Source organism: Agarivorans sp., assembly GCF_050295395.1.
GTDB lineage: Bacteria > Pseudomonadota > Gammaproteobacteria > Enterobacterales > Celerinatantimonadaceae > Agarivorans.
In genome coordinates, this window is record NZ_JBNKPP010000226.1 from 1 (window position 1) to 22,438 (window position 22,438).

The following is a 22,438-nucleotide window of genomic DNA, read 5'->3' on the forward strand; positions in this document are numbered from 1 at the left end:
TTAGATGAGTTAGGCATTTAAGCCAATAAACTAGCCAGATGCTCAAGCGTGACTTGAGCTTCTCGGTAATCGAGCGGCAAGGCATGCAATTGGCCATGTTGAGACAATACCAACGATGGAAAACCTTGAATAGGCAAACTACGGGCAAACGCAATTTGCTCCATTAACTGCCGGTTTAAGGCTTCGCTGTTCATATCTGCGATAAACCGGGGCAGATCTAAGTTCAACTGTTCGGCCAAAGCCACTAATACCTCAACCTCTGACGGGTTTTTAGCCTGTAAATAATAAGCTTGTTGAATAGCACTTATCATCGCCTTGCCGGCCGCTTGTTTCTCGGCAGCCAATACCGCGCGATTGGCCGGATAGGTAGAACGTTTAGGGCTATTTAAACGCCAAAAATCATGGTTAAACTCTGTGCCTAATTGCTGAGCAATGTTACGCCAAGTTTGCTGTAAAAATTGCTGCATCTCTAGCGGCATTGGCTGGTCAGTATCGGCGGCTAAGCCGCCTAGCAGGTACACCAGTTCTAGCCCCTCGGGCAGCGCGTGCTCTAGCTCTGCCAAGCGGGGCTTATAGCCCCAACACCAAGAGCACATAGGGTCGTGAACATAATATACAACTGCCATGGGCGCTTATAACCAACTAACGTAGTCTTCAAAGGCAAGTTCACGCACTTTGCTGGCTTTTGTTTGCGGGCTCCCTAAATAGAGAAAACCAACAATGGATTCATGCTCAGCTAGCCCCAGCAATTGCTTAACCGTAGCACTATAAGCCATCGGTCCAGTACGCCAGATACCATTGTAACCCTGGGCAAAGGCGGCCATTTGCATGGCGTGAACGGCGCACCCCGCCGAGAGAAGCTGTTCAATCTCTGGGACCTTGGCATGCTCTTTCGGACAAGCAATTACGATGGTGATAAGAGGTGCGCGAAATGGCATGGTTTTAGCTTTTTCGCTATCACCGGCTTCGGCCAGTGCAGCTTGTTCAAAGATGTTAGCGAGTTTGCCTAAACCTTCACCACTAACGTGAATAAAACGCCAGGGAGTTAAACCGCCATGGTCGGGGGTTCTTAGTCCGGCTTTCCAAATCGTTTCTAGTTCTGCACCTTCTGGCGCTGGCGCAGTTAAACGCGGGCAAGATTGACGATTGAGTAATAAATCTAAGGCCTTCATTGTTATCCTTAACGAGGGAGTTTGTTAGGCCATTGTGCGTAAATTGTGTTAAAAGTAAAGTTAAGCCTTAATCACTTAGCCTACTAATAATGAAGCTTAAACACACCGCCGTTGCTATAGAGCAACAGCAAAAGCTACGTCGTCAACAACTCATGCAGCTACAAGCTTGGGTTAAACAAAACCCCAAACCCACCGCCGCACTCATTCAACAGTGGCTGAAACTAGAGCGCCGCCGCTAATTCTGCACCTTGGCGTATTGCACGCTTGGCATCTAACTCTGCTGCAACATCAGCACCACCAATCAGATGAGAGCGAATCCCTAGAGCAGTTAAATCATCATGCAAGGTACGTAATGGCTCCTGCCCGGCACATATCACTACCTGATCCACGGCTAATAACTGCTCTTTGCCATCACGGCGAATATGCAGACCTTGGTCGTCTATTTTTAGATACTCAACGCCAGCTAACATCTCTACCTGATTCTTCTTTAAGGTTTCTCGATGGATCCAGCCGGTAGTTTTACCTAAGTCCTTACCCACTTTGCTCGATTTTCGCTGACACAAATATACCTTACGTAAGCCCTGATGAGACTGCTGCGGTTTTAAGCCTCCCGGCTCGGTAATATTGCTATCGATACCCCAACTATCTAACCAGCGATTTACGTTGGTCGATAACGAAGGCTTTTGTTCAACCAAGTATTCCGCCACATCAAAGCCAATACCGCCGGCTCCAATAATGGCGACTTGCTTACCAATGGGTTTGTGGTCGCGCAATACATCTAAATAACTGCACACTTTTTCATGACTAATACCCTCAATTGGCGGCGTACGCGGTGAAATACCGGTGGCAATCACCAGTTCATCGGCTGCCAATTCGCTGAGCATCGGTGCGTCCACTTTAGTTTCTAAATGCAGCTCAACGCCTAATTGGCTTAAGCGATTAGCAAAATAACGCAGGGTTTCGTAGAACTCTTCTTTCCCGGGGATCTGTTTGGCGTAGTTAAACTGCCCGCCAATTTGTTCAGCCTGATCATACAAGCTGACTCGATGGCCCCTTTGCGCCGCATAACAGGAAAATGCCAAACCAGCAGGCCCGGCGCCTACCACAACAATGTGTTTAGCCTTGGCCACCGGAGGGAAGCTCAACTCGGTTTCATAACATGCCTGAGGATTCACCAAACAGCTGGCACGTTGCTGTTTAAATACATGGTCTAAACAAGCTTGATTACAGGCAATACAGGTATTGATTAGAGCCGCTTGATTATTACGAGCTTTTTCCACAAACAGTGGATCGGCCAACAGCGGACGCGCCATTGATACCATGTCAGCTTGCCCTGAGCGCAAAATATTCTCTGCTACATCGGGAGTATTAATGCGGTTAACGGCCACCATTGGAATGTTGATGTGCTGTTTCACTTTCTCGGTGACCCAGGCAAAGGCGCCGCGCGGTACACTGGTGGCAATGGTAGGAATGCGCGCCTCATGCCAACCAATCCCGGTATTGAGTATGGTAACGCCGGCTTGCTCTAAGGCTTTGGCTAGTAATAAGACCTCTTCAAAGGTACTGCCTTGCTCGACTAAGTCCAGCATCGACAAACGAAATACAATGATGAAGTCTTTACCCACTGCTGCACGCGTTTGCTTCACCACCTCAATGGGGAATTTAATGCGGTTTTGATAGCTGCCACCCCAACTATCACTACGTCGATTAGTGCGCGAGCAAATAAATTGATTAATCAGGTAACCTTCTGAGCCCATAATCTCAACACCGTCATAGCCGGCGCGTTGGGCCAGCTTGGCACTGTTGGCAAAATCTTTAATGGTGGAGCGAATTTGTCGCTCACTCATGGCTTTAGGTTTAAACGGATTGATTGGCGCTTTTATCTTACTGGCGCCAACGCTAAACGGATGATAGGCATAACGCCCCGCGTGCAGCAATTGTAGGGCGATTTTCCCGCCCTCTTTATGTACCGCTTCGGTAACAATACGATGCTTCTTTACCTGCCAAGGGAAACTTAACTGGCAGCCATTGGGCGCAAGACGACCTCTAAAATTGGGAGCAATCCCCCCGGTCACGATTAAACCCACTCCCCCTTTGGCTCGCAATGCATAAAATGCCGCTAGTTTTTCAAATCCACCTTTTTCTTCTTCTAAACCGGTGTGCATTGAGCCCATTAAAACGCGACTAGGTAACTGGGTAAATCCTAAATCCAAAGGAGCGCTTAAATGTGGGTACTTGGTCATCCGTGTAACCTCTATTTGGTAGCCATGTTATGAAAGTGTTAACAGCATATACAAAGCAAACTATAGTTTCAAACATTTGTTTGAATATTTGCAGGTGCCTGTTTTTTATGACTATGGTAACGTTTAAGACATCCGTAATTATTTAAGTAGAGCACCGTGTTTAAATTGATAAAAAACATCTTTCGCTTTTTCTGGCGTACGCTTAATTTCATTCGTGCACTAATCGTTAATTTGTTTCTATTGCTGATGGTCATTCTGGTAATTTTGGCTCTAGGTAACGTAAGTAACGAGCCCCAGATTGAACCGCCAGCCGGTGCACTAGTTCTTAACCTAAACGGTCAAATCGTTGAACAAACTCAACGGATTAATCCAATTGCAGAATTTAGCAATGAGGTATTAGGTAATACCGTAGAAAAGGAAATTGACTTATACAGCGTGGTACAAGCCGTTGATGCGGCACGCACCGACAGCAATATTACCGGCATAGTATTGCGCCTAGACGCCTTACCGCGCACTAGTCAAACGAAGTTAGCCATTATTGGAGAGGCTTTAGAGCGCTTTAAAGACAGTGGCAAACCGATTATTTCTTACGCCGACTACTATGATCAGCACCAATATTACCTTGCCAGTTTTGCCAACACCGTATTGCTCAACCCTAAAGGTGCAGTATTGATGCGTGGCATGAATTCGCGGCAACTGTTCTTTAAAGATGCCATCGACAAATTAGAATTAAACACTCATATATTCCGTGTAGGCACTCACAAGTCGTTTGTAGAACCTTACATTCGCAACGATATGTCCATTGAGGCCAAACAAGATTTAGCACATTGGATGGATCAACTCTGGCAAAGCTATTTAGACACGGTGTCGCACAACCGCGGCATTGCCCAACAGCAACTAATGCCTAAGGCCAAACAACTGATTGCAGCACTTAAAACCGTTGACGGTGACGGTGCCCGCTATGCCGAAAAATACGGTTTGGTTGACCAACTGACCACCCGCTCACAAGCTAAACAACTATTAATAGACACCTTTGGTAGAAGTGACGATGGCAGTAGCTATCAATCTCAAGATTTCAGCGATTACTTAGCTAACCTTCCCTCACCTGCAAGTGCTCCCGACAAGGTCGCCTTATTGGTTGCCCAAGGTGCCATTGTTGGCGGCCGTGGCCAAGACAAGGTGATTGCTGCTGACACGGTATTAAGCCAGCTAAACCAAGCCTTAGAAGACGAAGACGTAAAAGCCTTGGTAGTGCGTGTAGACAGCCCCGGCGGCAGTGCCTTTGCTTCAGAATTAATTCGTGAAAAGCTACAGCAATTCCAAGACAAAGGTATTCCTGTTGTCGTTTCCATGGGTAGCGTGGCCGCCAGTGGCGGCTATTGGATATCGTCTACTGCTGATCAGATTTTTGCTAGCCCCACCACCATTACCGGCTCAATTGGTATCTTTGGCATGTTTGCCACCATTGAAAATGCCCTAGCTAAATTGGGCATTAGTAGCGACGGTTATGCCACTGGCCCACTAGCGGAAATTAGTCCTTTTCAAGCCTTACCTGATGAAGTGGCAGAGATCATTCAGCTGAATATAGAACACGGCTACCACAACTTCGTTTCGCTGGTATCAAACGGCAGAGCTATTCCAATGACGGATATGGAAAAGATCGCCGAAGGACGTATTTGGACCGGCCAGGATGCGCTAGAAAACGGCTTAGTAGATCAACTGGGCGATCTAAACGCTGCCATTGATTACGCCGCGAGTTTAGCAGAGTTAAACGCTTACCAACTTGATCAACTAGAAGTGCCTATGTCACCGCGCGAGCGTTTTATTGCCGAACTGTTCGACAGTAAAATCAGCCAAGCACTAACAAATCACTTGCCCCAGTGGACCTTGTTACAACAAATCAAACAACAAGCGCCATCTCTTGAACAATTTAATGACCCGATGGGTCAATATAGCTTCTGTGCGGTATGTGAAGGCCTACAATAGCCTTAATTAATCCTCACTAGCTACTTACATTCAACCTACATCAGACTATAATTTCAAAAATTTTTGGAATGGTAGTCTGATGAGTCGAAAATCTATTTATATTGCCTATACCGGTGGTACGATTGGCATGCAGCGTAGTGAAAGAGGCTATGTGCCAGTTGCTGGCTTCATGCGGGATTGCTTACAAGCCATGCCTGAATTTCAGCGCGAAGAAATGCCTGAATTTACGGTTCACGAGTTTTCTCCCTTAATTGATTCTGCGGACATGGATCCTCAACACTGGCAGCTGATTGCCGAGGACATTCAAACCAATTATGAACAGTATGATGGCTTTGTCGTGCTACATGGCACCGATACCATGGCTTATACTGCGTCTGCGCTGTCTTTCATGCTAGAAAATCTCAGCAAACCGGTGATAGTAACTGGCTCACAGATTCCACTCAGCGAGCTGCGTTCAGATGGGCAAACTAACCTGCTAAATGCCTTATATTTAGCCGCCTATTACCCAGTACATGAAGTCTGTTTATTTTTTAACAATAAACTGTTCAGGGGCAATAGAAGTACCAAAGCCCATGCCGATGGCTTTGACGCGTTTATGTCACCCAACTACCCAGCCTTGCTCAAAGCGGGCATTGACATCGAAGTCATCGCTGGGGAAATCAGACCTACAGGGATCAGCGCGCTACAAATTAGCCCTATTGTTCCCCAACCGATTGGAGTAGTCAGTTTATACCCTGGCATATCAACTGAAGTGATTGCCAATCTACTACAGCAACCAGTGAAAGCCTTAATACTACTAAGTTACGGTGTAGGCAACGCGCCACAAAACGAGAGCATGTTGGAGTTATTACGCCAAGCCTGTGAACGTGGCATCATCGTATTAAACTTAAGCCAATGTCTAACCGGTAAGGTGAATATGGGCGGTTACGCTACAGGAAATGCGTTAGCTAAAGCCGGCGTAGTCAGCGGCGGAGATATGACCACCGAAGCAGCCTTAGCCAAACTCCATTACTTGCTTAGTAAACCGCTACCGAGCGAGCGGATCCGTGAGTTACTTAAGCAAGATTTACGCGGCGAAATTACTCTTTAGTTATTTTCGTTTAGTGGCACGCTAACAATGGTTTGCTGGTCACGGTATTGACGTTTTAACTCTTGTTTCGATTTCATCACCAGCTCTCCGTCAGTCCCAACAGTAAAGTGCTGAGGCTGATGGTTATGCTTGGCTTGGTACAATATAACTAATTGCTGAGTATGATCACGTTGCGCATCACTCAGCAATTTACCATCTGGCCACCGTCCGGTTTCTACCGCACTGAGCATGTTTTGATAAATCTCTGGCGTAATTGCCGCCAACAACTTTTCTACATCCATTTATCACTCCTATAATATTAGCAAAACACTAACAAAGCTTTTTGCAACTGCCAAGCTATAAACTGAGCAATCAAGCCAAGCAGATTAATTTATTGCAGCTTAGGTCGAATAAATTATGCTAATCTCTCGAGTAAGTTGTATATCGCCCATTTTTATTCAAGGAAGAAAATTGTCTTCGTTATTCGCCAGTCATCGTTACCTCGTGTTACTGCTCCCATTGGCCCTAGCGGGCTGTGACTCAGCCTTAAATTTTTTAGGCTTTGGCAACCGCACCGTTAAAAGCATTTGTAAAAGTAACCCTGAACTATGTGAAGACCTTAATCAGGATGGCTGGTGTCGCTCTGAGCGCGCAGATGTGATTATTGCCCGTTTTGACGAGTTAAATCACGCGAGTGACGAAAACAAATATCACCTCATTAAAAACTATCGTGCTTACAATCAGTGTATCGAGCTGGCAGCATCCATTGAACCCAAATACGATAAATCGAGAAAAACCCAGCGCGTGGTAGGAATGCTCACCTCATTAGAAGAACTGGCTCGCTTAGAAGCAGAAACCCGTGAATCCAACAATCCCTACTTAGCCATGTATCATTGGACTCAGCACCGTGACCAAGACGCTAAAGAACGCTTTTTGGCTCTTGAAGGCACCGGTAAATTGGATAGCCCAGAATTACTATGGACCTTAGCGATTTACTACAGTGGTAATAACCCTCAAAAAACCATTGATATATTGCAAAGTAGCTTCAAGTATTTTTCTCAAGAACAGCAAATTCCGGCTAAGTATCCAGAAGCCATTACTTCGCAATACATGGCTTTAAGAAACTTTCGACAAGCTTATATTTGGGCGCAGGTGTCGGCATTATTCGATGACCACAGCACCCAAGACTACTCTTCACTGAAACACCTTCTCCAGTTAAATGAAGACCAATTAGAAGACTTACAGGAAGAAGCTAAGGTTATCTTTAAACAAATAAAAGAACGTCAATACCAGCTTTAGAGAGAATCATTATCTTCTGCAGTAAAATCTAATGCGGCGGAGTTTATACAAAAGCGCTCTTTAGTATCGGTGGGGCCGTCATTAAATACGTGGCCGAGGTGGGCATCACAGCGGCTACAGCGAACCTCTACTCGCTCCATGTTATGGCTGGTATCGCGTAAAAACTTTACCGCTTTATTTTCGGCCGCTCTATCAAAACTAGGCCAACCACAACCGGCATCAAACTTTGCCTGTGAGCTAAACAAGGTTTGATTACAGCAAACGCAATGGTAAGTCCCCTGCTGATTATTATGTAACAAGGTTCCGCTGAAGGGGCGCTCGGTAGCGCCTTTTCTAGTAACGGCAAAGGCTAAATCTGAAAGCAACTCACGCCACTCGTGTTCACTTTTTACTATTTTATTCACAACGCTGTCTGTTCTAACAAAACCATGGATTTGGCTTTTAGTTTAACATGGTTGAGCTGTGCAAGTGGCTTTTCAAAGATGGCTTTATCAGATTCAGTGTCCATTTGCTGGGTCCACTGATAACCGGTTTCAGGCCCAGCTATGTTGAAATCCACCTCATGGGTACAGGCGTTAATCATCCACAACCAACGTGCTTTGTTTTTACCTAGGCTTCTCAACTCTACCGCCACTGCCCAAGCATGCGATTGATGCCAGTCACTCTGCTTCATGTGCGTGCCGTCGGTACGATACCAACGTACGCCATGTAATTGAGAGTGGCACTTCTCGTAACTGTCGTTCTCCAACTGCAAGTAATTAAATACACTGCAACGTTTACGCAAGCCAATTAACTGCTGGCAAAACTGCAAAAACAGTTGTTGTTCAGGATTAAGTTTCCAGTTAAACCAACTCATCTTATTGTTTTGACAATAAGCGTTGTTATTACCTTGCTGAGTTCGGCTCAGTTCATCACCACCCAAAAAATGCGGAATGCCTTGTGATAACATCAAGGTGGCTAACAAATTACGTTTTTGCTTGCGCCGCAAACGCATGATTTCGGGATCGTCGGTCTGCCCTTCTATCCCATAGTTAGCCGACAAGTTATGGCCATGACCATCGCGATTTTCTTCGCCATTGGCATGGTTATGACGCTGCTCATAGCTAACCAAATCATCTAAGGTAAAACCATCGTGATAACAGATGTAATTGACACTGGTATGAATACTTCTGCGGCTCGCAAAAAACAGATCTCTAGAGCCCATAATACGCGTAGCCAATTCACCTAATAAACCATGGTCGCCTTTCCAAAACGCCCTGCTAGTATCACGAAACCGGTCGTTACACTCCATCCAGCGCTCTGGGAAATGACCTAGCTGATAACCAAAGGGACCAATATCCCAAGGTTCAGCAATCATCTTAGCGCGAGATAAGATAGGGTCTTGGGCAATTGCTTTAAAGAAAGCGGCATGTTGCCGATATTGGTTTTTCTCCCGCCCTAAACTCACCGCTAGATCAAAACGAAAACCGTCAATTTGCATTACATCGACCCAATAACGCAAGCTATCTAATACCAAGCGCAGGCTGGTGGGGCTATCTAAGCTGACGCTGTTACCACAACCAGTATTATTGGTATAACGTTGGTAATCGGGGCTATCGCCAATTTTCTCAAACAAGTAATAAGAACGATTGTCTAGGCCTCGATAACACAAAGTAGGCCCGTCTGCACCTGCTTCGGCAGTATGGTTAAATACCACATCCAAAATCACTTCTATACCATTGCGGTGAAATTCGCGCACCATGGTCTTAAATTCATTGAGGGCATTCTGTTTGGCATAACGCGGCTCAGGGGCCATGAATAAAATCGGGTTGTAACCCCAATAATTACTTAACCCCAGACCTTTCAAGCGCGGTTCTGACATAAACGCAGCAGTGGGCATTAACTGTACCGAGGTAATGCCTAAACCTTTTAGGTGATCAATACAGTCCGGTTCAACCATACCAAGATAAGTACCTCGATTGGCGGCTGATACTTTCTCGTTCAATTGGCTAAAACCACGCACATGGGTTTCGTACAAAATCATGTCTTGGCGGTTTATATTCGGCTTAGCTACCCCCTGCCAATCAAACTCGTCATTAGTCACGACACATTTGGGAATAAGGCTAGCATCATCTTCTTGATAAGCTTTGGCATCCCAAATTAATGGTCGAGATAACGCCTTAGCGTAAGGGTCTAATATTAGCTTTCTTGGGTCATACCAATAACCATGCTCGGGCTGAAAAGCGCCGAATACCCGATAAGCATAGAGTTGCTTGGCTTTTATACCATGCACATAGCCATAACGAATGCCGCCTTGTTTACCGGGTAAAACTAAGCGAGCAACCTCGTTTTCTTGCTCATCGAACAAACATAATTCTATGTATTTGGCATCGCCAGCGTGGATTGCGAAATTACATCCCTGAGCATCTAAGGTGGCACCCAGTGGATAATCCTGCCCTGGGGAAACTTGAAATTTTCCAAGACTCAAGGGTAAAGGTGTTAACTGACTTCTTATAGACATGGCTACCCTATCTCCCCCGCCGAAGCGGGGGCTTATCAACTGTAAACTAATCTACCTTGATTAAATACAAAGTTGAAAGGGGTGGCAAGTTTAATATCACTGAGTTTTCACGCCCATGGCTTGCTACTGCTTCGGACTGGAACTCGATACCGGCATCATAATTACTGCCCCAGTACATCTCCGAATCAGTATTTAAAATCACCCGATAATGTCCAGCCTCAGGCACTGCCAAGCGATACTGATCACGAGGAACCGGAGTGAAGTTACATACCACGATCATTTTTTGTTGACTATTTAAGGCATTACGTTGAAAAACTAAAATGCTTTTTTCCCAGTCGTTATGATCTATCCATTCGAAACCGTCTGTATCATAGTCACCTTCAAACATCGCAGGATGGTTTCTATAAACCTTATTCAGCTGCTTAACCAGTTCTTGTTGCCCTTTGTGTTTGGGATATTTTAATACATCCCATTCTAAACTGGCGTCGTGATTCCATTCACTGGCTTGAGCTATTTCGTTGCCCATGAAGTTAAGCTTCTTGCCAGGATGAGCATACATGAAAGCCGTATAGGCACGTAAGTTTGCCGCTTGTTGCCATTCATCACCCGGCATTTTACCTAATAGCGAGCCTTTACCATGCACCACTTCATCATGAGAAATTGGCAATACAAAATTTTCATCGTAGTTGTATACCATAGCAAAGGTAATTTCATTATGGTGATATTTACGGAAAGCAGGATCTTTTTGCATATAAGTTAACGAATCATGCATCCATCCCATATTCCATTTGAAACCAAAGCCTAGACCACCGGTATAGGTAGGACGAGACACGCCAGCGAAGGCAGTGGACTCTTCGGCAATAGTCATAGCATGAGGGTATTGACGGTAAACCTCTTCATTAAACCACTTTAATAAGCTAATTGCTTCGTAGTTTTGGTTACCGCCATCAACGTTAGGGATCCATTCCCCGTCGTTACGAGAGTAATCCCAGTAAAGCATCGAGGCAACAGCATCCACACGTAAACCATCTACATGGAACTTATCTAACCATATTAAGGCGCTGGCGACTAAAAATTGTCTTACTGTATCGCGACCGAAATCGTAGATATAGGAATTCCAATCGTTGTGCCAACCACGACGAGGATCTTCATATTCGTACAAATGGGTGCCATCGAAACGGGCTAAACCATGTGAATCACTGGGGAAGTGAGCCGGTACCCAGTCTACAATCACACCAATGCCATTCTGGTGACACTGGTCAACCAAGAATTTAAAGTCATCGGGATTACCAAAACGGCTGGTTGGCGCAAACAAGCCAATCGGTTGATAACCCCATGAGCCATCGAAGGGATATTCAGAAATCGGCAGCACTTCGATATGGGTATAGCCCATCTCTTTCACGTAATCGACCAACTCAATGGCCAACTCGCGATAGCTCAAATAACTGGCCTTGTTGGCTTCTAATTTGCGGCGCCACGAGCCCAAATGCACCTCGTAGATGCTCATTGGCTGCAAACGTTTATCGGTTTTTTGTGACTCGATCCAATCTTGGTCATGCCATTGATATTGTTGGTGATCCCATACTACTGAGGCAAACGAAGGATACTGCTCGGCGCAAAAACCAACCGGGTCAGTTTTATGTGGCAAACTATGGCCTTGGCTATCTTTAAGTTCGTATTTGTATTTAGTACCCGCCTCAAGACCAGGAACAAATAATACCCAATGACCATCCAAAGAGCGCTGCATTGGTAAGCGACGCCCATCCCAGTAGTTAAACTCACCAATCAAGCTGACACTCATAGCACTAGGCGCATACACAGCGAAACGCACACCGCTAACACTGTGACCATCTACTTCGATAGTTTTTACTTGCGCACCTAAAACTTGATAAAGATGTTGCGGCGCATGAGACATAGTCGCCAAGCCTTCATAGGCTTGTTCGTGAAATTGGTAAGGATCGATAACAGTATGTTTAGCGTCGCCGTAATCGACTTCCAACTGGTAACTAAATCGCTGCTCGCTATCTAGTGATAATTCAAACAAACCTTGCGGCGATACTTGCCCCATCTCCCCTATCAATTCACCACTTAATGACAGCACCGAGACCGCTTTAGCGTCTGGCTGCCAAGAGCGTAAAACCAAACCTTTTTTATTGGTCTTACTAATTAAACCTAATACATTAAAGGGTTCACTGAGGCGCACACTGGATAGTTTTTTTACGAGTGCGGAAACCGGTGAAGACAAAGATCGTTTCATTATGTACTTACCTTAACGTCCTGAGAATAAGAGGGTTTGGTCAATACTGCTTAGGTTAGCGCAACTGCGGTCGCTTTTCTCAATAAATACGAATTAAAGTGAGATAGAAAACATTTTCATACACAAAAAAAAAGCGCTCCGAAGAACGCTTGTTTAAATTTCGTGCAAATTACTTGCTTACTTTAGCCCGAGCTTCAGTTAACGAGTACATCAAGTGCTGAACATCGTGATTATTAAATAAATCACTTAGATTCCATGCCAACTTACGACGCCAGTTAGGGTACTCGCTAGAAGTACCAGGGACGTTCACAGGTTTATCCATTTCCATCCAGTCTTCTAACTGAACAGACAATAGATTACAGCTACCTTTGGCCATGTGTACTTGAATACCGTAGTTGAGACCTTTATCCATACCCACCCAATTTACATCATGAGAAATGTAATCAGGAATGCTCTGGTGGCCATGTAGGCTATCTAGGATTTTTTGCTTGCTTTCATGACGGTCGCGGTACAAACCTTGAAGTACTTCTTCATCTGGATAAATACCCAATTCACGGCCTAAGGCTAAATCATCACAATGCCAGAAACCGCGTAGGGTTGGCATATCATGAGTAGTTACCGCAGACATGGCTTGCTCTGGATAATGAGCTGGGGAAATAAAGCCGCCGTCTTCCGCTTGTTCGAAGAAGAAAATACGGTAAGAATGCACACCATTCTCTTGTAAAACTTCAAAAATACCATCAGGAACGGTACCTAAGTCTTCACCAATGATAAGACATTTATTGCGATGACTTTCTAATACCAAAATACCTAACAAGTCTTGAATTGGGTAGTAAAGGTAAGCACCTTTGTCAGCCGAATCTTCTACCGGTACCAACCATAGACGCAATAAGGCCATTGCATGGTCAATACGTAATGAACCACAAGAACGCATATTAGAACGGAATAAATCAATCATAGGTTGATATTGTTGCTGTTCTAATACAGCAGGATCCATTGGAGGCAAGCCCCATTTTTGACCTAGCGGACCTAGAATATCTGGCGGAGCACCAACACTGGCATCAAGAGAATATAATTCTCCATTCGCCCAAATCTCTACACTACCCTCACTCACACCTACCGCTAAGTCACGGTAAAGGCCCATTACCATGCCAGACTCTTTAGCAACAGCGTCAACTGCTGCTAACTGCTCGTCTGCAACCCATTGGAGCCATAAGTAAAAATCGACTGCATCGTTATTAGCTTTTACCCATTCAGCCACGGCAGGTAAGTGGTACTCTTTGTACTCATCAGGCCATGCAGGCCAACCCCACGCGTTACCGATGGTGTCATAAAGATGCGCTTGCAAAGCATCATAGGTTGCTTGTGCAGCTAAGCTTTCGCCGCCTTCCTTAACGAAACTACGGAATGCATTGGCGCGTTTGCTACGGCCTTTTTGAATGGTTTGGAATTGCTTAAATACTAATTTTAGCGCTTCTAGCTTCGCGTTAGTAACGCCAGAGTAATCCACACATTCACTACCGCGTAATTGCTCTAAGCGATTCTGGAAAGCAGGACTTGCTACCAACGCAGCCGCTTCTGATTCTTGGAATTCTGCAATGGCTTCCACGTCAATATAAATGATGTTTAACCATCGACGAGAAGAAGGGCTGTAGGGGCTAGCCGCTTCTGGGTTAGCAGGATAAAGCGAATGAATGGGGTTTAAACCTACGAAATCACCACCTTTTTCTGCAATATTCTTAACCAACACTTTTAAGTCAGAAAAATCACCAACACCCCAATTGGTTTCACTACGCAGGCAGTATAATTGGACACTAGGACCCCATACTTTTTTGCCATTAGCAATTTGGGGCTGGATGTAAGCCGCTTTGGGCGCAACAATGTAACGCGTCTCAGCAAGAACCTTACGACCACCTTTAAGGCTAAGCGATAACTCATGGTAGCCAATAGGAAGTTCAATCGCTAAATTAACAATGTACGCCTGATATTCAGTCTCATGAATAACATGCGCTTCAATAAGTTCACCATCAACAGGCGTAATTTGCCCTTTAAAGGCCTCACCCTGTTCTGTTTTTAGCGTCCAAGTAAATTCTTTATTGGCTAACTCGATTGGAACACGGATCTCTAATGGATATTCAGAAGCAACACGCACTACTTTCACTACTGGCATAACCGATTGCCAATAATTTAATACGTCTTCTTCATAACGCTTGGCTAATTGCTCTGCATCATCTACAGGGTAACCTAGCGCTTTTAGTAATTTCGCTTTGCTTTCAGGTACGACTTGCGCCGGATTTCCCCAAGCATCTACGTAACTGGTTTCAATGCCGCGAAGCTTAACCAGCTGTTCAATGATTTGATCTGACATAACATTTCCCGAGTTATTGCTTTTATATGACTAATTATTGTTTTTTTAGCGCGTGTATTGTACTCATCCTAACGTTCGATTTATCGATCTAGCACAAATTTCACTAAAATAATTTTATCTGAGATTTCCTGATATTGATTGTTTTTTTTTATATCTACGCTAATACTTCTCACTGCAATTTGTGAGCTTGTTCGTTTTTAAACCATTAATTGATGTCGCGCAAATTAATTGCGGATTCAACTTGAACTATTTTAAAAATGTTGTAAGTTTACAACCAAATTCTACATCTGTTAACACTTGGAAACATTAGGTATCACTATGACAATTAAAGTTGGTATTAACGGTTTTGGCCGTATTGGACGTTTCGTATTCCGTGCTTCTGTTGAGCGCAGCGACATCGAAGTTGTGGGCATCAACGACTTAATCGACGTTGAGTACATGGCTTACATGCTTAAGTACGATTCAACTCACGGTCGTTTCAACGGTAGCGTAGAAGTTGTTGACGGTAACTTAGTAGTAAACGGCAAAACTGTTCGTGTAACTGCTGTACGTAACCCTGAAGAACTAAAATGGGACGAAATTGGTGTTGATGTAGTTGCTGAAGCAACTGGTATCTTCCTAACAGACGAAACTGCTCGTCAACACATCACTGCTGGTGCGAAAAAAGTAGTTCTAACTGGTCCTTCTAAAGACGCTACTCCTATGTTCGTTATGGGCGTTAACCACGACACTTACGCTGGTCAAGAAATCGTTTCTAACGCTTCTTGTACTACTAACTGTCTTGCTCCTATCGCTAAAGTACTAAACGACAAGTGGGGCATCGAATCTGGTCTTATGACTACTGTTCACGCAACTACTGCTACTCAAAAAACTGTTGACGGTCCTTCAATGAAAGACTGGCGCGGTGGCCGTGGTGCTGGTCAAAACATCATTCCTTCTTCTACTGGTGCAGCTAAGGCTGTAGGCGTTGTTCTTCCAGAACTTAACGGCAAACTAACTGGTATGGCTTTCCGCGTACCTACTCCAGACGTATCTGTAGTTGATTTAACTGTTAACCTAAAAGAAGCCGCTACTTACGAAGAAATTTGTGCAGCAATGAAAGCCGCTTCTGAAGGCGAAATGGCTGGCGTTCTTGGCTACACTGAAGACCAAGTTGTTTCTAACGACTTCGTTGGTGAAGTTAACACTTCTGTATTCGACGCTAAAGCTGGTGTTGCTCTAACCGACAAATTCGTTAAAGTTGTATCTTGGTACGACAACGAAATCGGTTACTCAAATAAAGTTCTAGACCTAATCGCTCACATCTCTAAATAAGACATGTAGCTTAGGCTAAACTGATAAGGCGACCTTCGGGTCGCTTTTTTTATAGGTGAAATTTATGATTTTGGAAAAACTCCAGCTAACAGTAGTCAAGCAATTAGATAATGCGGTATTTGAAACCCAAAACCAGCAAGGAATGGTGTTTTATTGGATAGACCACCCCAAAGTAAAAGCGCTCATCGCAGAGCAAGGCGCCCACTTGATCAGCTATCGCCCAAGTCACGGACACGAACTACTCTGGCTGAGTGATGATAGTCAATTTAGCCCATCGGTGGCGATTCGTGGTGGAGTGCCCATTTGCTGGCCACGCTTTGCCAACGTAGGAGACAGCCCCTTTCCTAAACATGGCCTAGCTAGAACTGCTACCTGGCAGTTAGCTAACGTAAACACCACCGCCGATGAATGCTGCCTAGACTTCAAATTAATCCCTGATTCGATTCCAGGAATTGAATTGCAATGCCAGTTTACCCTGAGCCAAAATGCCCATATTCAATTAAGCACCCACAACCATTCAAGCGAGCCGTTCTACTACACCGGTGCTCTGCACTCATATTTCATAACAGATGTAAAAAAATTACACATCCGATCACTTGGTCAACAATATTTCGACTCAGTCGCAGGCGTGATTACCCAAGTTAGTGGAGATTTTCAACTCACCAAAGAAACTGACCGCATTTATTTGCAAGCAGATGATACCAGCGTTATGAGCGATGCAGATAAACAAGTTGAAGTGAGCCACCAAGGACACGACAGCGTGGTGGTGTGGAACCCAGGTAGCGCCTTAGCGGCAGAAATGCCCGATGTTAGTAGTGCCGATAACTTTATTTGTATCGAAACCGCGATAACCCAACAAGCGCAATGTGTTGCTCCTGGTGAAACCCATCAGTTATGCCAAACCATTAGCAGCTGCACCAGTACAAATTAGACGCTATTTACCTGACGGGGCATAGCGTTATCGGCGGAACGCCACAACAATGCATGCCCTATGTTTAATTGTCTAAAAGTACAATTGTGTTTATTAAATACCCGGTAAATTCACAATAAGGGCAACTCAGAAGCTCCCCCTCTAAAATGGGTCATTAATCTAACAACTTGTTATTTAATAGTTAAAACCCAAGCTCTGTCAATCCCCTAGTACGCAAACAGCAAAATCCAAACAGCAAAAAATACAGTTTTTTGGATTGATATGCTATAAGCAGGCTTGGTTTCGGAAATTGTTAATGCCCGATGAAGTAGGAGATGTAATGAGTAGTCACTTGTGCAGAAAGCCCCTTTCCATAACTGAAGTGGCTGGGCTAATCAACCTATTTACTGGCGATGTAAATCTGTTTGATACCGATATTCCCGGTTTGAGTTTTAGCCGTTACCCCTATCCTACCGCGCCAACCAGTTATACACTCCAACCTAGCATCTGCCTGGTAGCTCAAGGTAAAAAACGGGTTATTCTTGGCGAAGACAGCTTTGTTTACGATGCTAACCATTTGCTCATATCGTCTGTGGAACTACCCATTATCGCTAATATCGTAGAAGCCAGCGAAGATGCACCCTATTTAGGAGTGATTCTGCGCTTAGATTTACCGGAAATTTCGCAATTAATAGTCGATAGCGAGCTTTCATTTACTCCGAGTAAAGAGGCTCATAAAGGGATTGCCACTAGCGAGCTCACACCGAGCTTAGTTGATGCTTTTAGCCGCTTAATTGCATTACAAAGCGAACCAGACAGTATAAAAATTATGGCGCCCATTATTAAGCGGGAAATTTTCTACCGCTTATTGAATAGCGAACAAGGCCCTAGGCTTTATCAAATCGTCACCTCTGGGAATCATAGCCAACAAATATCCAAGGCGATTAATTGGTTAAAGCATAACTTTGTTAAGCCTTTAAGTGTAGGCGAACTCGCATCAAACTGTGGTATGAGCAAATCCGCCTTTTACTCCCACTTTCGCTCAGTAACTTCAATGACACCGCTGCAATTTCAAAAGAAACTACGTTTAAATGAAGCTCGACGTTTAATGCTTACCGAAAACTTAGATGCCATGTCCACTACTTTCAAAGTAGGTTATGAAAGTCCTTCTCAGTTTAGTCGCGAATACAGCCGCTTATTTGGCGCTCCACCGTTAAAAGACATCAAAGCCCTGCGCCAATCAAAGGAAGCGGCTATTACCGGATAGTTTAACCAAGCCCCAATTTAGCTAAAAAAAAGAAAAGCAGCTCAAGGCTGCTTTTGCTCTTCATTAATCACTAAATCCAAAAACCATTAAGCTTCAAAAGCGGTCATATCAATCACAAAGCGGTGAGCTAAATCACCTGTGGCTAACTGCTTAAACGCATCGTTAATTTGTTCCATCTTAATGGTTTCGCACTCTGGGTATAGTTGATGTTCGGCACAAAACTCCAGTAGCTCCTGCGTTTCAGCAATGCCACCGATTAAAGACCCCGCAACACGGCGGCGACCTAATACCAAGGGCAAAGTCATTGGTTCTTCTAGTGGGCCGATTTGGCCAACGATGGTTAGGGTACCATCTAGATCAAGTAGCGGCACATAGATATTAATATCGTGCTTAACCGGAACGGTATCTATGATTAAGTCAAGCGAAGAGGCCGCGTGCTGCATTGCTTGTTGGTCACTCGAGACCAAAATGCCTTTAGCGCCAATTTCTTTGGCTTGCGTGTCTTTATTGTTAGAACGGCTAATCACTGTAACTTCGGCTCCCATAGCAACGGCAAGTTTAACCGCCATATGACCCAAGCCACCTAGACCGATAACCCCCACTCTAGAGCCTTTGGATATTTGCCATGTACGCAGTGGCGAATAAGTAGTGATACCTGCACATAAAATAGGAGCCGCACGCGACATATCTAAATTATCAGGAATTCTCAACACAAATTCTTCCCGAACCACAATATGTTTAGAGTACCCACCTTGAGTAATGTCGCCATTCAGTCTATCTGGTACACCGTAAGTGGGAGTCATGCCATTACGACAATATTGTTCTTCGCCATCATGGCAGTGATCACACTCTTGACAGCTGTCGACCATACAGCCAACGGCCACTTTATCGCCAATATTATATTTACTTGCGTCGCTACCGACCGCGCTAACAATACCTACAATTTCATGGCCAGGAACCAAGGGGTAAGGCTGTGGCCCCCAATCCCCATTTACAGTATGAAGATCTGAGTGGCAAACACCACAATAACTAATTTCGATAGCCACATCATTTGGACGTAACTCGCGACGTTCAAAATGATAAGGAGCCAGTTCTGTATTTTCCGAATGAGCTGCATAACCAACTGTTTTCATAAAAGTTTACCTTTTTCTAGTGCAGAAGTATTGAATACGGATTTAGCATCCTCGTGGTATCAGTATAGGTAGCAACACTATTTAACTCTTGCCAAATAAGCTCTGATTATTGCTCGATTCTACGTGGCTTAATTAAACGCGCTCAACCAAGCACCCGAGAATCTAAAAATCCGTTAAATCAATAGAATATGCAAGTTAACGTACAGACAAGGGGGATTTAAACAAAAATGGCCATCGCAGTTAAGCAATGGCCAATAATGAGGTCATTGGTTAAGCCAAACAGGCTCAACCAGTGCAGAACCGTGAGGTTACGACAGGCACTATGCCAAGTCTAACCGACACTAATCTAATTAAACTTTTGTAATACCAAACACTTGGTTTTCTTGTTCCTGAACGCGAACAAAGGTCGTGCGCTTAGTCAGCTCTTTAAGCTCAGATGCACCAACATAAGTACAAGCTGAACGAACCCCACCGAGTATGTCTTGAATGGTTAGTTGTACACTGCCTTTGTAAGGCAATAACACAGTTTTACCTTCAGAGGCACGGTATTCGGCTACGCCACCAGTGTGTTTATCCATAGCTGTTTGCGAACTCATACCGTAGAACTTCATAAACTTCTGGCCATCTTGTTCAACAATCTCGCCACCATTTTCATGGTGAGCAGCAAACATACCACCTAACATAACGAAGTCTGCACCACCACCAAAGGCTTTGGCCACATCACCCGCTTGAGTACAACCACCGTCACCGACGATTTGACCACCCAAACCATGGGCAGCATCGGCACATTCGATAATTGCAGAAAGCTGTGGGTAACCTACACCTGTTTTAACGCGAGTAGTACATACGCTACCAGGACCAATGCCAACTTTAACGATATCAGCACCGCTTAAGATAAGCTCTTCTACCATTTCACCAGTTACCACGTTACCTGCAACAATCACTTTGTCGGCAAAGGTCTCACGCATTTTACGTACATAACTAACAAAGTGTTCTGAATAGCCGTTTGCTACGTCAACACAGATAAACTGTAGGTTTTCGTTTAACGCTAAAATTTGTTTGGTTTTTTCAAAATCCGTATCAGAAGTACCACAACTGACCATCAAGTATTTGATTTTTTCTGGCGCCATTTCGCCAAGAAACTCGGCCCACTGCTCAATGGAGTAGTGTTTGTGTAACGCGGTGATCATGCGGTGTTCAGCTAAAGCTTTGGCTAAACCAAACGTTCCCACCGTATCCATATTTGCTGCAATAACAGGAACCCCTTCCCATTGACTTCCGGTATGCTTGAAGGTAAACTTCCGATCAAGTACAACCTGAGAACGGCTCTTCAAGGTTGAGCGCTTAGGTTTGATTAATACGTCTTTAAAACCCAACTTTATATCAGTTTCAACTCTCATTTATCTCTCTACTGTTTACTTGGCACAAAACCCGAAGATTATAGCAAAGTCCCACGTTTGATAAAAGAGTTAAGGCTTAATTATCTGCAAATACAAAAAAGCCAGTAATAATATACTGGCTTAGCGAAGCAATTTAGTAGATTTAAGCGTTACCTTTCACTTTAAGCTGATTATTCTTAGCAAAACCCAACATTCTATTCAGCGGCACCAACGCTTTATCAATCAAAGCTTCATCGACAAATACTTCCTTACCGGTAGCATCAATGAGAGCTTCTTCTATCGCCTTCAAACCATTCATGGCCATCCATGGGCAATGCGCGCAAGAGCGGCAAGTCGCACCATTTCCACCGGTTGGCGCCTCAATCATTTCTTTATCTGGGCAGGCTTGCTGCATTTTGTAGAAAATGCCCTTGTCGGTCGCCACAATCAGCTTCTTGTTGGGCAAGGTTTGCGCCGCAGCGATAAGTTGACTAGTTGAACCCACCGCATCAGCCATGGCTACCACACTTTCCGGTGATTCGGGGTGAACCAAAATTGCGGCATCCGGATATTGTTGTTTAAGTTGACGCAAAGCCTTCGCTTTAAACTCGTCGTGTACGATACACGCCCCCTGCCATAACAGCATCTCTGCGCCGGTTTGCTTAGCAACGTAACTGCCTAAGTGCTTGTCTGGCGCCCAAATGATCTTATGCCCTTGCGCATCCAAATGCTCCACCACATCAACCGCAATACTAGACGTCACCACCCAATCGGCACGCGCTTTAACCGCGGCAGAAGTATTGGCGTAAACCACTACAGTATGCTCTGGGTGTTGGTCGCAAAACTCTGCAAACTCTTGCTCTGGACAGCCTAAATCTAAAGAACAAGTCGCCTCTAGAGTAGGCATAATCACCTTTTTCTCGGGGGTTAATATTTTAGCGGTTTCACCCATAAACCGAACTCCAGCTACTAGTAGGGTTTTAGCCGGGTGATTATTACCAAAACGAGCCATTTCTAAAGAATCAGCCACACAGCCACCGGTTTCTTCGGCCAAAGCTTGGATCACCGGATCGGTATAGTAATGCGCAACTAATACAGCATCTTTCTCTACAAGTAACTGCTTGATACGTTGCTTGTAAGCTGCTCGCTGTTGTTCATCCAGTGGCGCAGGTTTAGCCGGAAATGGGTAAATTGATTCGTTAAAATATTCGTGCTGTTGCATAACTAAGTCTGGGGAAAAAAGTCGTTCGAGCATTATACACCGCCAAACTGTGTAATGGCAGTTATTGAACTAAAGAATTAGCCGAAGCGATGCAGGTAATACGAAGAATTGGTGGGTTGTGAAGGATTTGAACCTTCGACCAATTGATTAAAAGTCAACTGCTCTACCAACTGAGCTAACAACCCATAGGAGATAGCAATAACAGTGGTGGGTTGTGAAGGATTTGAACCTTCGACCAATTGATTAAAAGTCAACTGCTCTACCAACTGAGCTAACAACCCGCTGCTATATGCTTACTTTAAAACGAGAGAGTGGTGGG

18 protein-coding genes and 2 tRNA genes are annotated in these 22,438 nt (G+C 44.5%); 7 read left to right on the top strand and 13 right to left on the bottom strand.

What is annotated here, in order from left to right; all coding sequences use genetic code 11:
- Positions 1–17 precede the first annotated feature (17 nt).
- Positions 18–626, bottom strand: coding sequence for a DsbA family protein (locus tag ACQY6Q_RS13020; protein WP_427982045.1), 609 nt, complete (start codon positions 624–626; stop codon positions 18–20).
- Positions 627–632: 6 nt separating this feature from the next.
- Positions 633–1,172 (bottom strand): NAD(P)H nitroreductase, encoded by a 540-nt coding sequence (locus tag ACQY6Q_RS13025; RefSeq protein WP_427982046.1) that lies wholly within the window; start codon positions 1,170–1,172, stop codon positions 633–635.
- Between the two features lie 89 nt (positions 1,173–1,261).
- Here ACQY6Q_RS13025 and ACQY6Q_RS13030 point away from each other — a divergent pair, with 89 nt between their 5' ends.
- Positions 1,262–1,411, top strand: a complete 150-nt coding sequence (locus tag ACQY6Q_RS13030) for a hypothetical protein (RefSeq protein ID WP_427982047.1) — start codon at positions 1,262–1,264, stop codon at positions 1,409–1,411.
- Here the strand turns inward: ACQY6Q_RS13030 and ACQY6Q_RS13035 are convergent.
- Complete coding sequence (locus tag ACQY6Q_RS13035; protein ID WP_427982048.1) at positions 1,394–3,415, bottom strand: FAD-dependent oxidoreductase; 2,022 nt, start codon at positions 3,413–3,415, stop codon at positions 1,394–1,396. The genes ACQY6Q_RS13030 and ACQY6Q_RS13035 overlap by 18 nt on opposite strands.
- Positions 3,416–3,571: 156 nt before the next feature.
- Between ACQY6Q_RS13035 and sppA the strand changes: the two genes are divergently transcribed.
- Together sppA and ansA are read left to right on the top strand one after the other, a co-directional pair.
- Positions 3,572–5,401 carry a signal peptide peptidase SppA gene (gene sppA, locus ACQY6Q_RS13040; protein WP_427982049.1) on the top strand — a complete coding sequence of 610 codons (1,830 nt, stop codon included), beginning with the start codon at positions 3,572–3,574 and terminating at the stop codon, positions 5,399–5,401.
- 79 nt (positions 5,402–5,480) lie between these two features.
- Positions 5,481–6,491 carry an asparaginase gene (gene ansA, locus ACQY6Q_RS13045; protein ID WP_427982051.1) on the top strand — a complete coding sequence of 337 codons (1,011 nt, stop codon included), beginning with the start codon at positions 5,481–5,483 and terminating at the stop codon, positions 6,489–6,491.
- Here ansA and ACQY6Q_RS13050 read toward each other — a convergent pair.
- Complete coding sequence (locus ACQY6Q_RS13050; protein ID WP_427982052.1) at positions 6,488–6,772, bottom strand: YeaC family protein; 285 nt, start codon at positions 6,770–6,772, stop codon at positions 6,488–6,490. The two genes, ansA and ACQY6Q_RS13050, sit on opposite strands and share 4 nt — an antisense overlap.
- 169 nt (positions 6,773–6,941) lie before the next feature.
- Here ACQY6Q_RS13050 and ACQY6Q_RS13055 point away from each other — a divergent pair, with 169 nt between their 5' ends.
- Positions 6,942–7,769, top strand: coding sequence for a DUF2989 domain-containing protein (locus ACQY6Q_RS13055; protein WP_427982054.1), 828 nt, complete (start codon positions 6,942–6,944; stop codon positions 7,767–7,769).
- On the opposite strand, the gene msrB is transcribed toward ACQY6Q_RS13055, so the two are convergent.
- The 4 genes from msrB to malQ all read right to left on the bottom strand — a co-directional run bounded on the left by msrB (position 7,766) and on the right by malQ (position 14,894).
- On the bottom strand, positions 7,766–8,173 hold the full coding sequence (gene msrB / locus ACQY6Q_RS13060) for a peptide-methionine (R)-S-oxide reductase MsrB (RefSeq protein ID WP_427982056.1): 408 nt from the start codon (positions 8,171–8,173) through the stop codon (positions 7,766–7,768). The two genes, ACQY6Q_RS13055 and msrB, sit on opposite strands and share 4 nt — an antisense overlap.
- Entirely contained in the window at positions 8,170–10,269 is a 2,100-nt protein-coding gene (glgX, locus tag ACQY6Q_RS13065) for a glycogen debranching protein GlgX (protein ID WP_427982058.1), read from the bottom strand. Before glgX ends, msrB begins: the two co-directional genes overlap by 4 nt.
- Positions 10,270–10,315: 46 nt before the next feature.
- Positions 10,316–12,526, bottom strand: coding sequence for a 1,4-alpha-glucan branching protein GlgB (gene glgB / locus ACQY6Q_RS13070; RefSeq protein ID WP_427982059.1), 2,211 nt, complete (start codon positions 12,524–12,526; stop codon positions 10,316–10,318).
- A gap of 169 nt (positions 12,527–12,695) precedes the next feature.
- Positions 12,696–14,894, bottom strand: coding sequence for a 4-alpha-glucanotransferase (gene malQ, locus ACQY6Q_RS13075; RefSeq protein ID WP_427982060.1), 2,199 nt, complete (start codon positions 14,892–14,894; stop codon positions 12,696–12,698).
- A gap of 318 nt (positions 14,895–15,212) precedes the next feature.
- Here malQ and gap point away from each other — a divergent pair, with 318 nt between their 5' ends.
- From gap to ACQY6Q_RS13090, 3 genes are all read left to right on the top strand, one after another.
- Positions 15,213–16,208, top strand: coding sequence for a type I glyceraldehyde-3-phosphate dehydrogenase (gene gap, locus ACQY6Q_RS13080; protein ID WP_055731782.1), 996 nt, complete (start codon positions 15,213–15,215; stop codon positions 16,206–16,208).
- A gap of 64 nt (positions 16,209–16,272) precedes the next feature.
- Positions 16,273–17,139, top strand: a complete 867-nt coding sequence (locus ACQY6Q_RS13085; RefSeq protein ID WP_427982061.1) for a D-hexose-6-phosphate mutarotase — start codon at positions 16,273–16,275, stop codon at positions 17,137–17,139.
- A gap of 319 nt (positions 17,140–17,458) precedes the next feature.
- Complete coding sequence (locus ACQY6Q_RS13090; protein WP_427982062.1) at positions 17,459–18,385, top strand: AraC family transcriptional regulator N-terminal domain-containing protein; 927 nt, start codon at positions 17,459–17,461, stop codon at positions 18,383–18,385.
- A gap of 86 nt (positions 18,386–18,471) precedes the next feature.
- Here the strand turns inward: ACQY6Q_RS13090 and ACQY6Q_RS13095 are convergent, their stop codons facing one another.
- The 5 genes from ACQY6Q_RS13095 to ACQY6Q_RS13115 all read right to left on the bottom strand — a co-directional run bounded on the left by ACQY6Q_RS13095 (position 18,472) and on the right by ACQY6Q_RS13115 (position 22,400).
- Entirely contained in the window at positions 18,472–19,518 is a 1,047-nt protein-coding gene (locus ACQY6Q_RS13095) for an NAD(P)-dependent alcohol dehydrogenase (protein ID WP_427982063.1), read from the bottom strand.
- A gap of 350 nt (positions 19,519–19,868) precedes the next feature.
- On the bottom strand, positions 19,869–20,918 hold the full coding sequence (locus tag ACQY6Q_RS13100) for a GMP reductase (RefSeq protein WP_427982064.1): 1,050 nt from the start codon (positions 20,916–20,918) through the stop codon (positions 19,869–19,871).
- A 142-nt stretch (positions 20,919–21,060) separates the two neighbouring features.
- Positions 21,061–22,119, bottom strand: coding sequence for a quinolinate synthase NadA (nadA, locus tag ACQY6Q_RS13105; RefSeq protein ID WP_427982066.1), 1,059 nt, complete (start codon positions 22,117–22,119; stop codon positions 21,061–21,063).
- A 109-nt stretch (positions 22,120–22,228) separates the two neighbouring features.
- Positions 22,229–22,304 (bottom strand) — tRNA-Lys (locus tag ACQY6Q_RS13110).
- 20 nt (positions 22,305–22,324) lie between these two features.
- Positions 22,325–22,400, bottom strand: a tRNA-Lys gene (locus tag ACQY6Q_RS13115).
- Positions 22,401–22,438 lie beyond the last annotated feature (38 nt).

Coding starts and splice junctions, on each gene's coding strand:
- ACQY6Q_RS13035 (WP_427982048.1), bottom strand. CDS start 3,415: ATGACCAAGTACCCACATTTAAGCGCTCCTTTGGATTTAGGATTTACC.
- ACQY6Q_RS13030 (WP_427982047.1), top strand. CDS start 1,262: ATGAAGCTTAAACACACCGCCGTTGCTATAGAGCAACAGCAAAAGCTA.
- ACQY6Q_RS13085 (WP_427982061.1), top strand. CDS start 16,273: ATGATTTTGGAAAAACTCCAGCTAACAGTAGTCAAGCAATTAGATAAT.
- ACQY6Q_RS13050 (WP_427982052.1), bottom strand. CDS start 6,772: ATGGATGTAGAAAAGTTGTTGGCGGCAATTACGCCAGAGATTTATCAA.
- nadA (WP_427982066.1), bottom strand. CDS start 22,119: ATGCAACAGCACGAATATTTTAACGAATCAATTTACCCATTTCCGGCT.
- gap (WP_055731782.1), top strand. CDS start 15,213: ATGACAATTAAAGTTGGTATTAACGGTTTTGGCCGTATTGGACGTTTC.
- glgB (WP_427982059.1), bottom strand. CDS start 12,526: ATGAAACGATCTTTGTCTTCACCGGTTTCCGCACTCGTAAAAAAACTA.
- ACQY6Q_RS13020 (WP_427982045.1), bottom strand. CDS start 626: ATGGCAGTTGTATATTATGTTCACGACCCTATGTGCTCTTGGTGTTGG.
- malQ (WP_427982060.1), bottom strand. CDS start 14,894: ATGTCAGATCAAATCATTGAACAGCTGGTTAAGCTTCGCGGCATTGAA.
- glgX (WP_427982058.1), bottom strand. CDS start 10,269: ATGTCTATAAGAAGTCAGTTAACACCTTTACCCTTGAGTCTTGGAAAA.
- ACQY6Q_RS13025 (WP_427982046.1), bottom strand. CDS start 1,172: ATGAAGGCCTTAGATTTATTACTCAATCGTCAATCTTGCCCGCGTTTA.
- ansA (WP_427982051.1), top strand. CDS start 5,481: ATGAGTCGAAAATCTATTTATATTGCCTATACCGGTGGTACGATTGGC.
- ACQY6Q_RS13100 (WP_427982064.1), bottom strand. CDS start 20,918: ATGAGAGTTGAAACTGATATAAAGTTGGGTTTTAAAGACGTATTAATC.
- ACQY6Q_RS13090 (WP_427982062.1), top strand. CDS start 17,459: ATGAGTAGTCACTTGTGCAGAAAGCCCCTTTCCATAACTGAAGTGGCT.
- ACQY6Q_RS13095 (WP_427982063.1), bottom strand. CDS start 19,518: ATGAAAACAGTTGGTTATGCAGCTCATTCGGAAAATACAGAACTGGCT.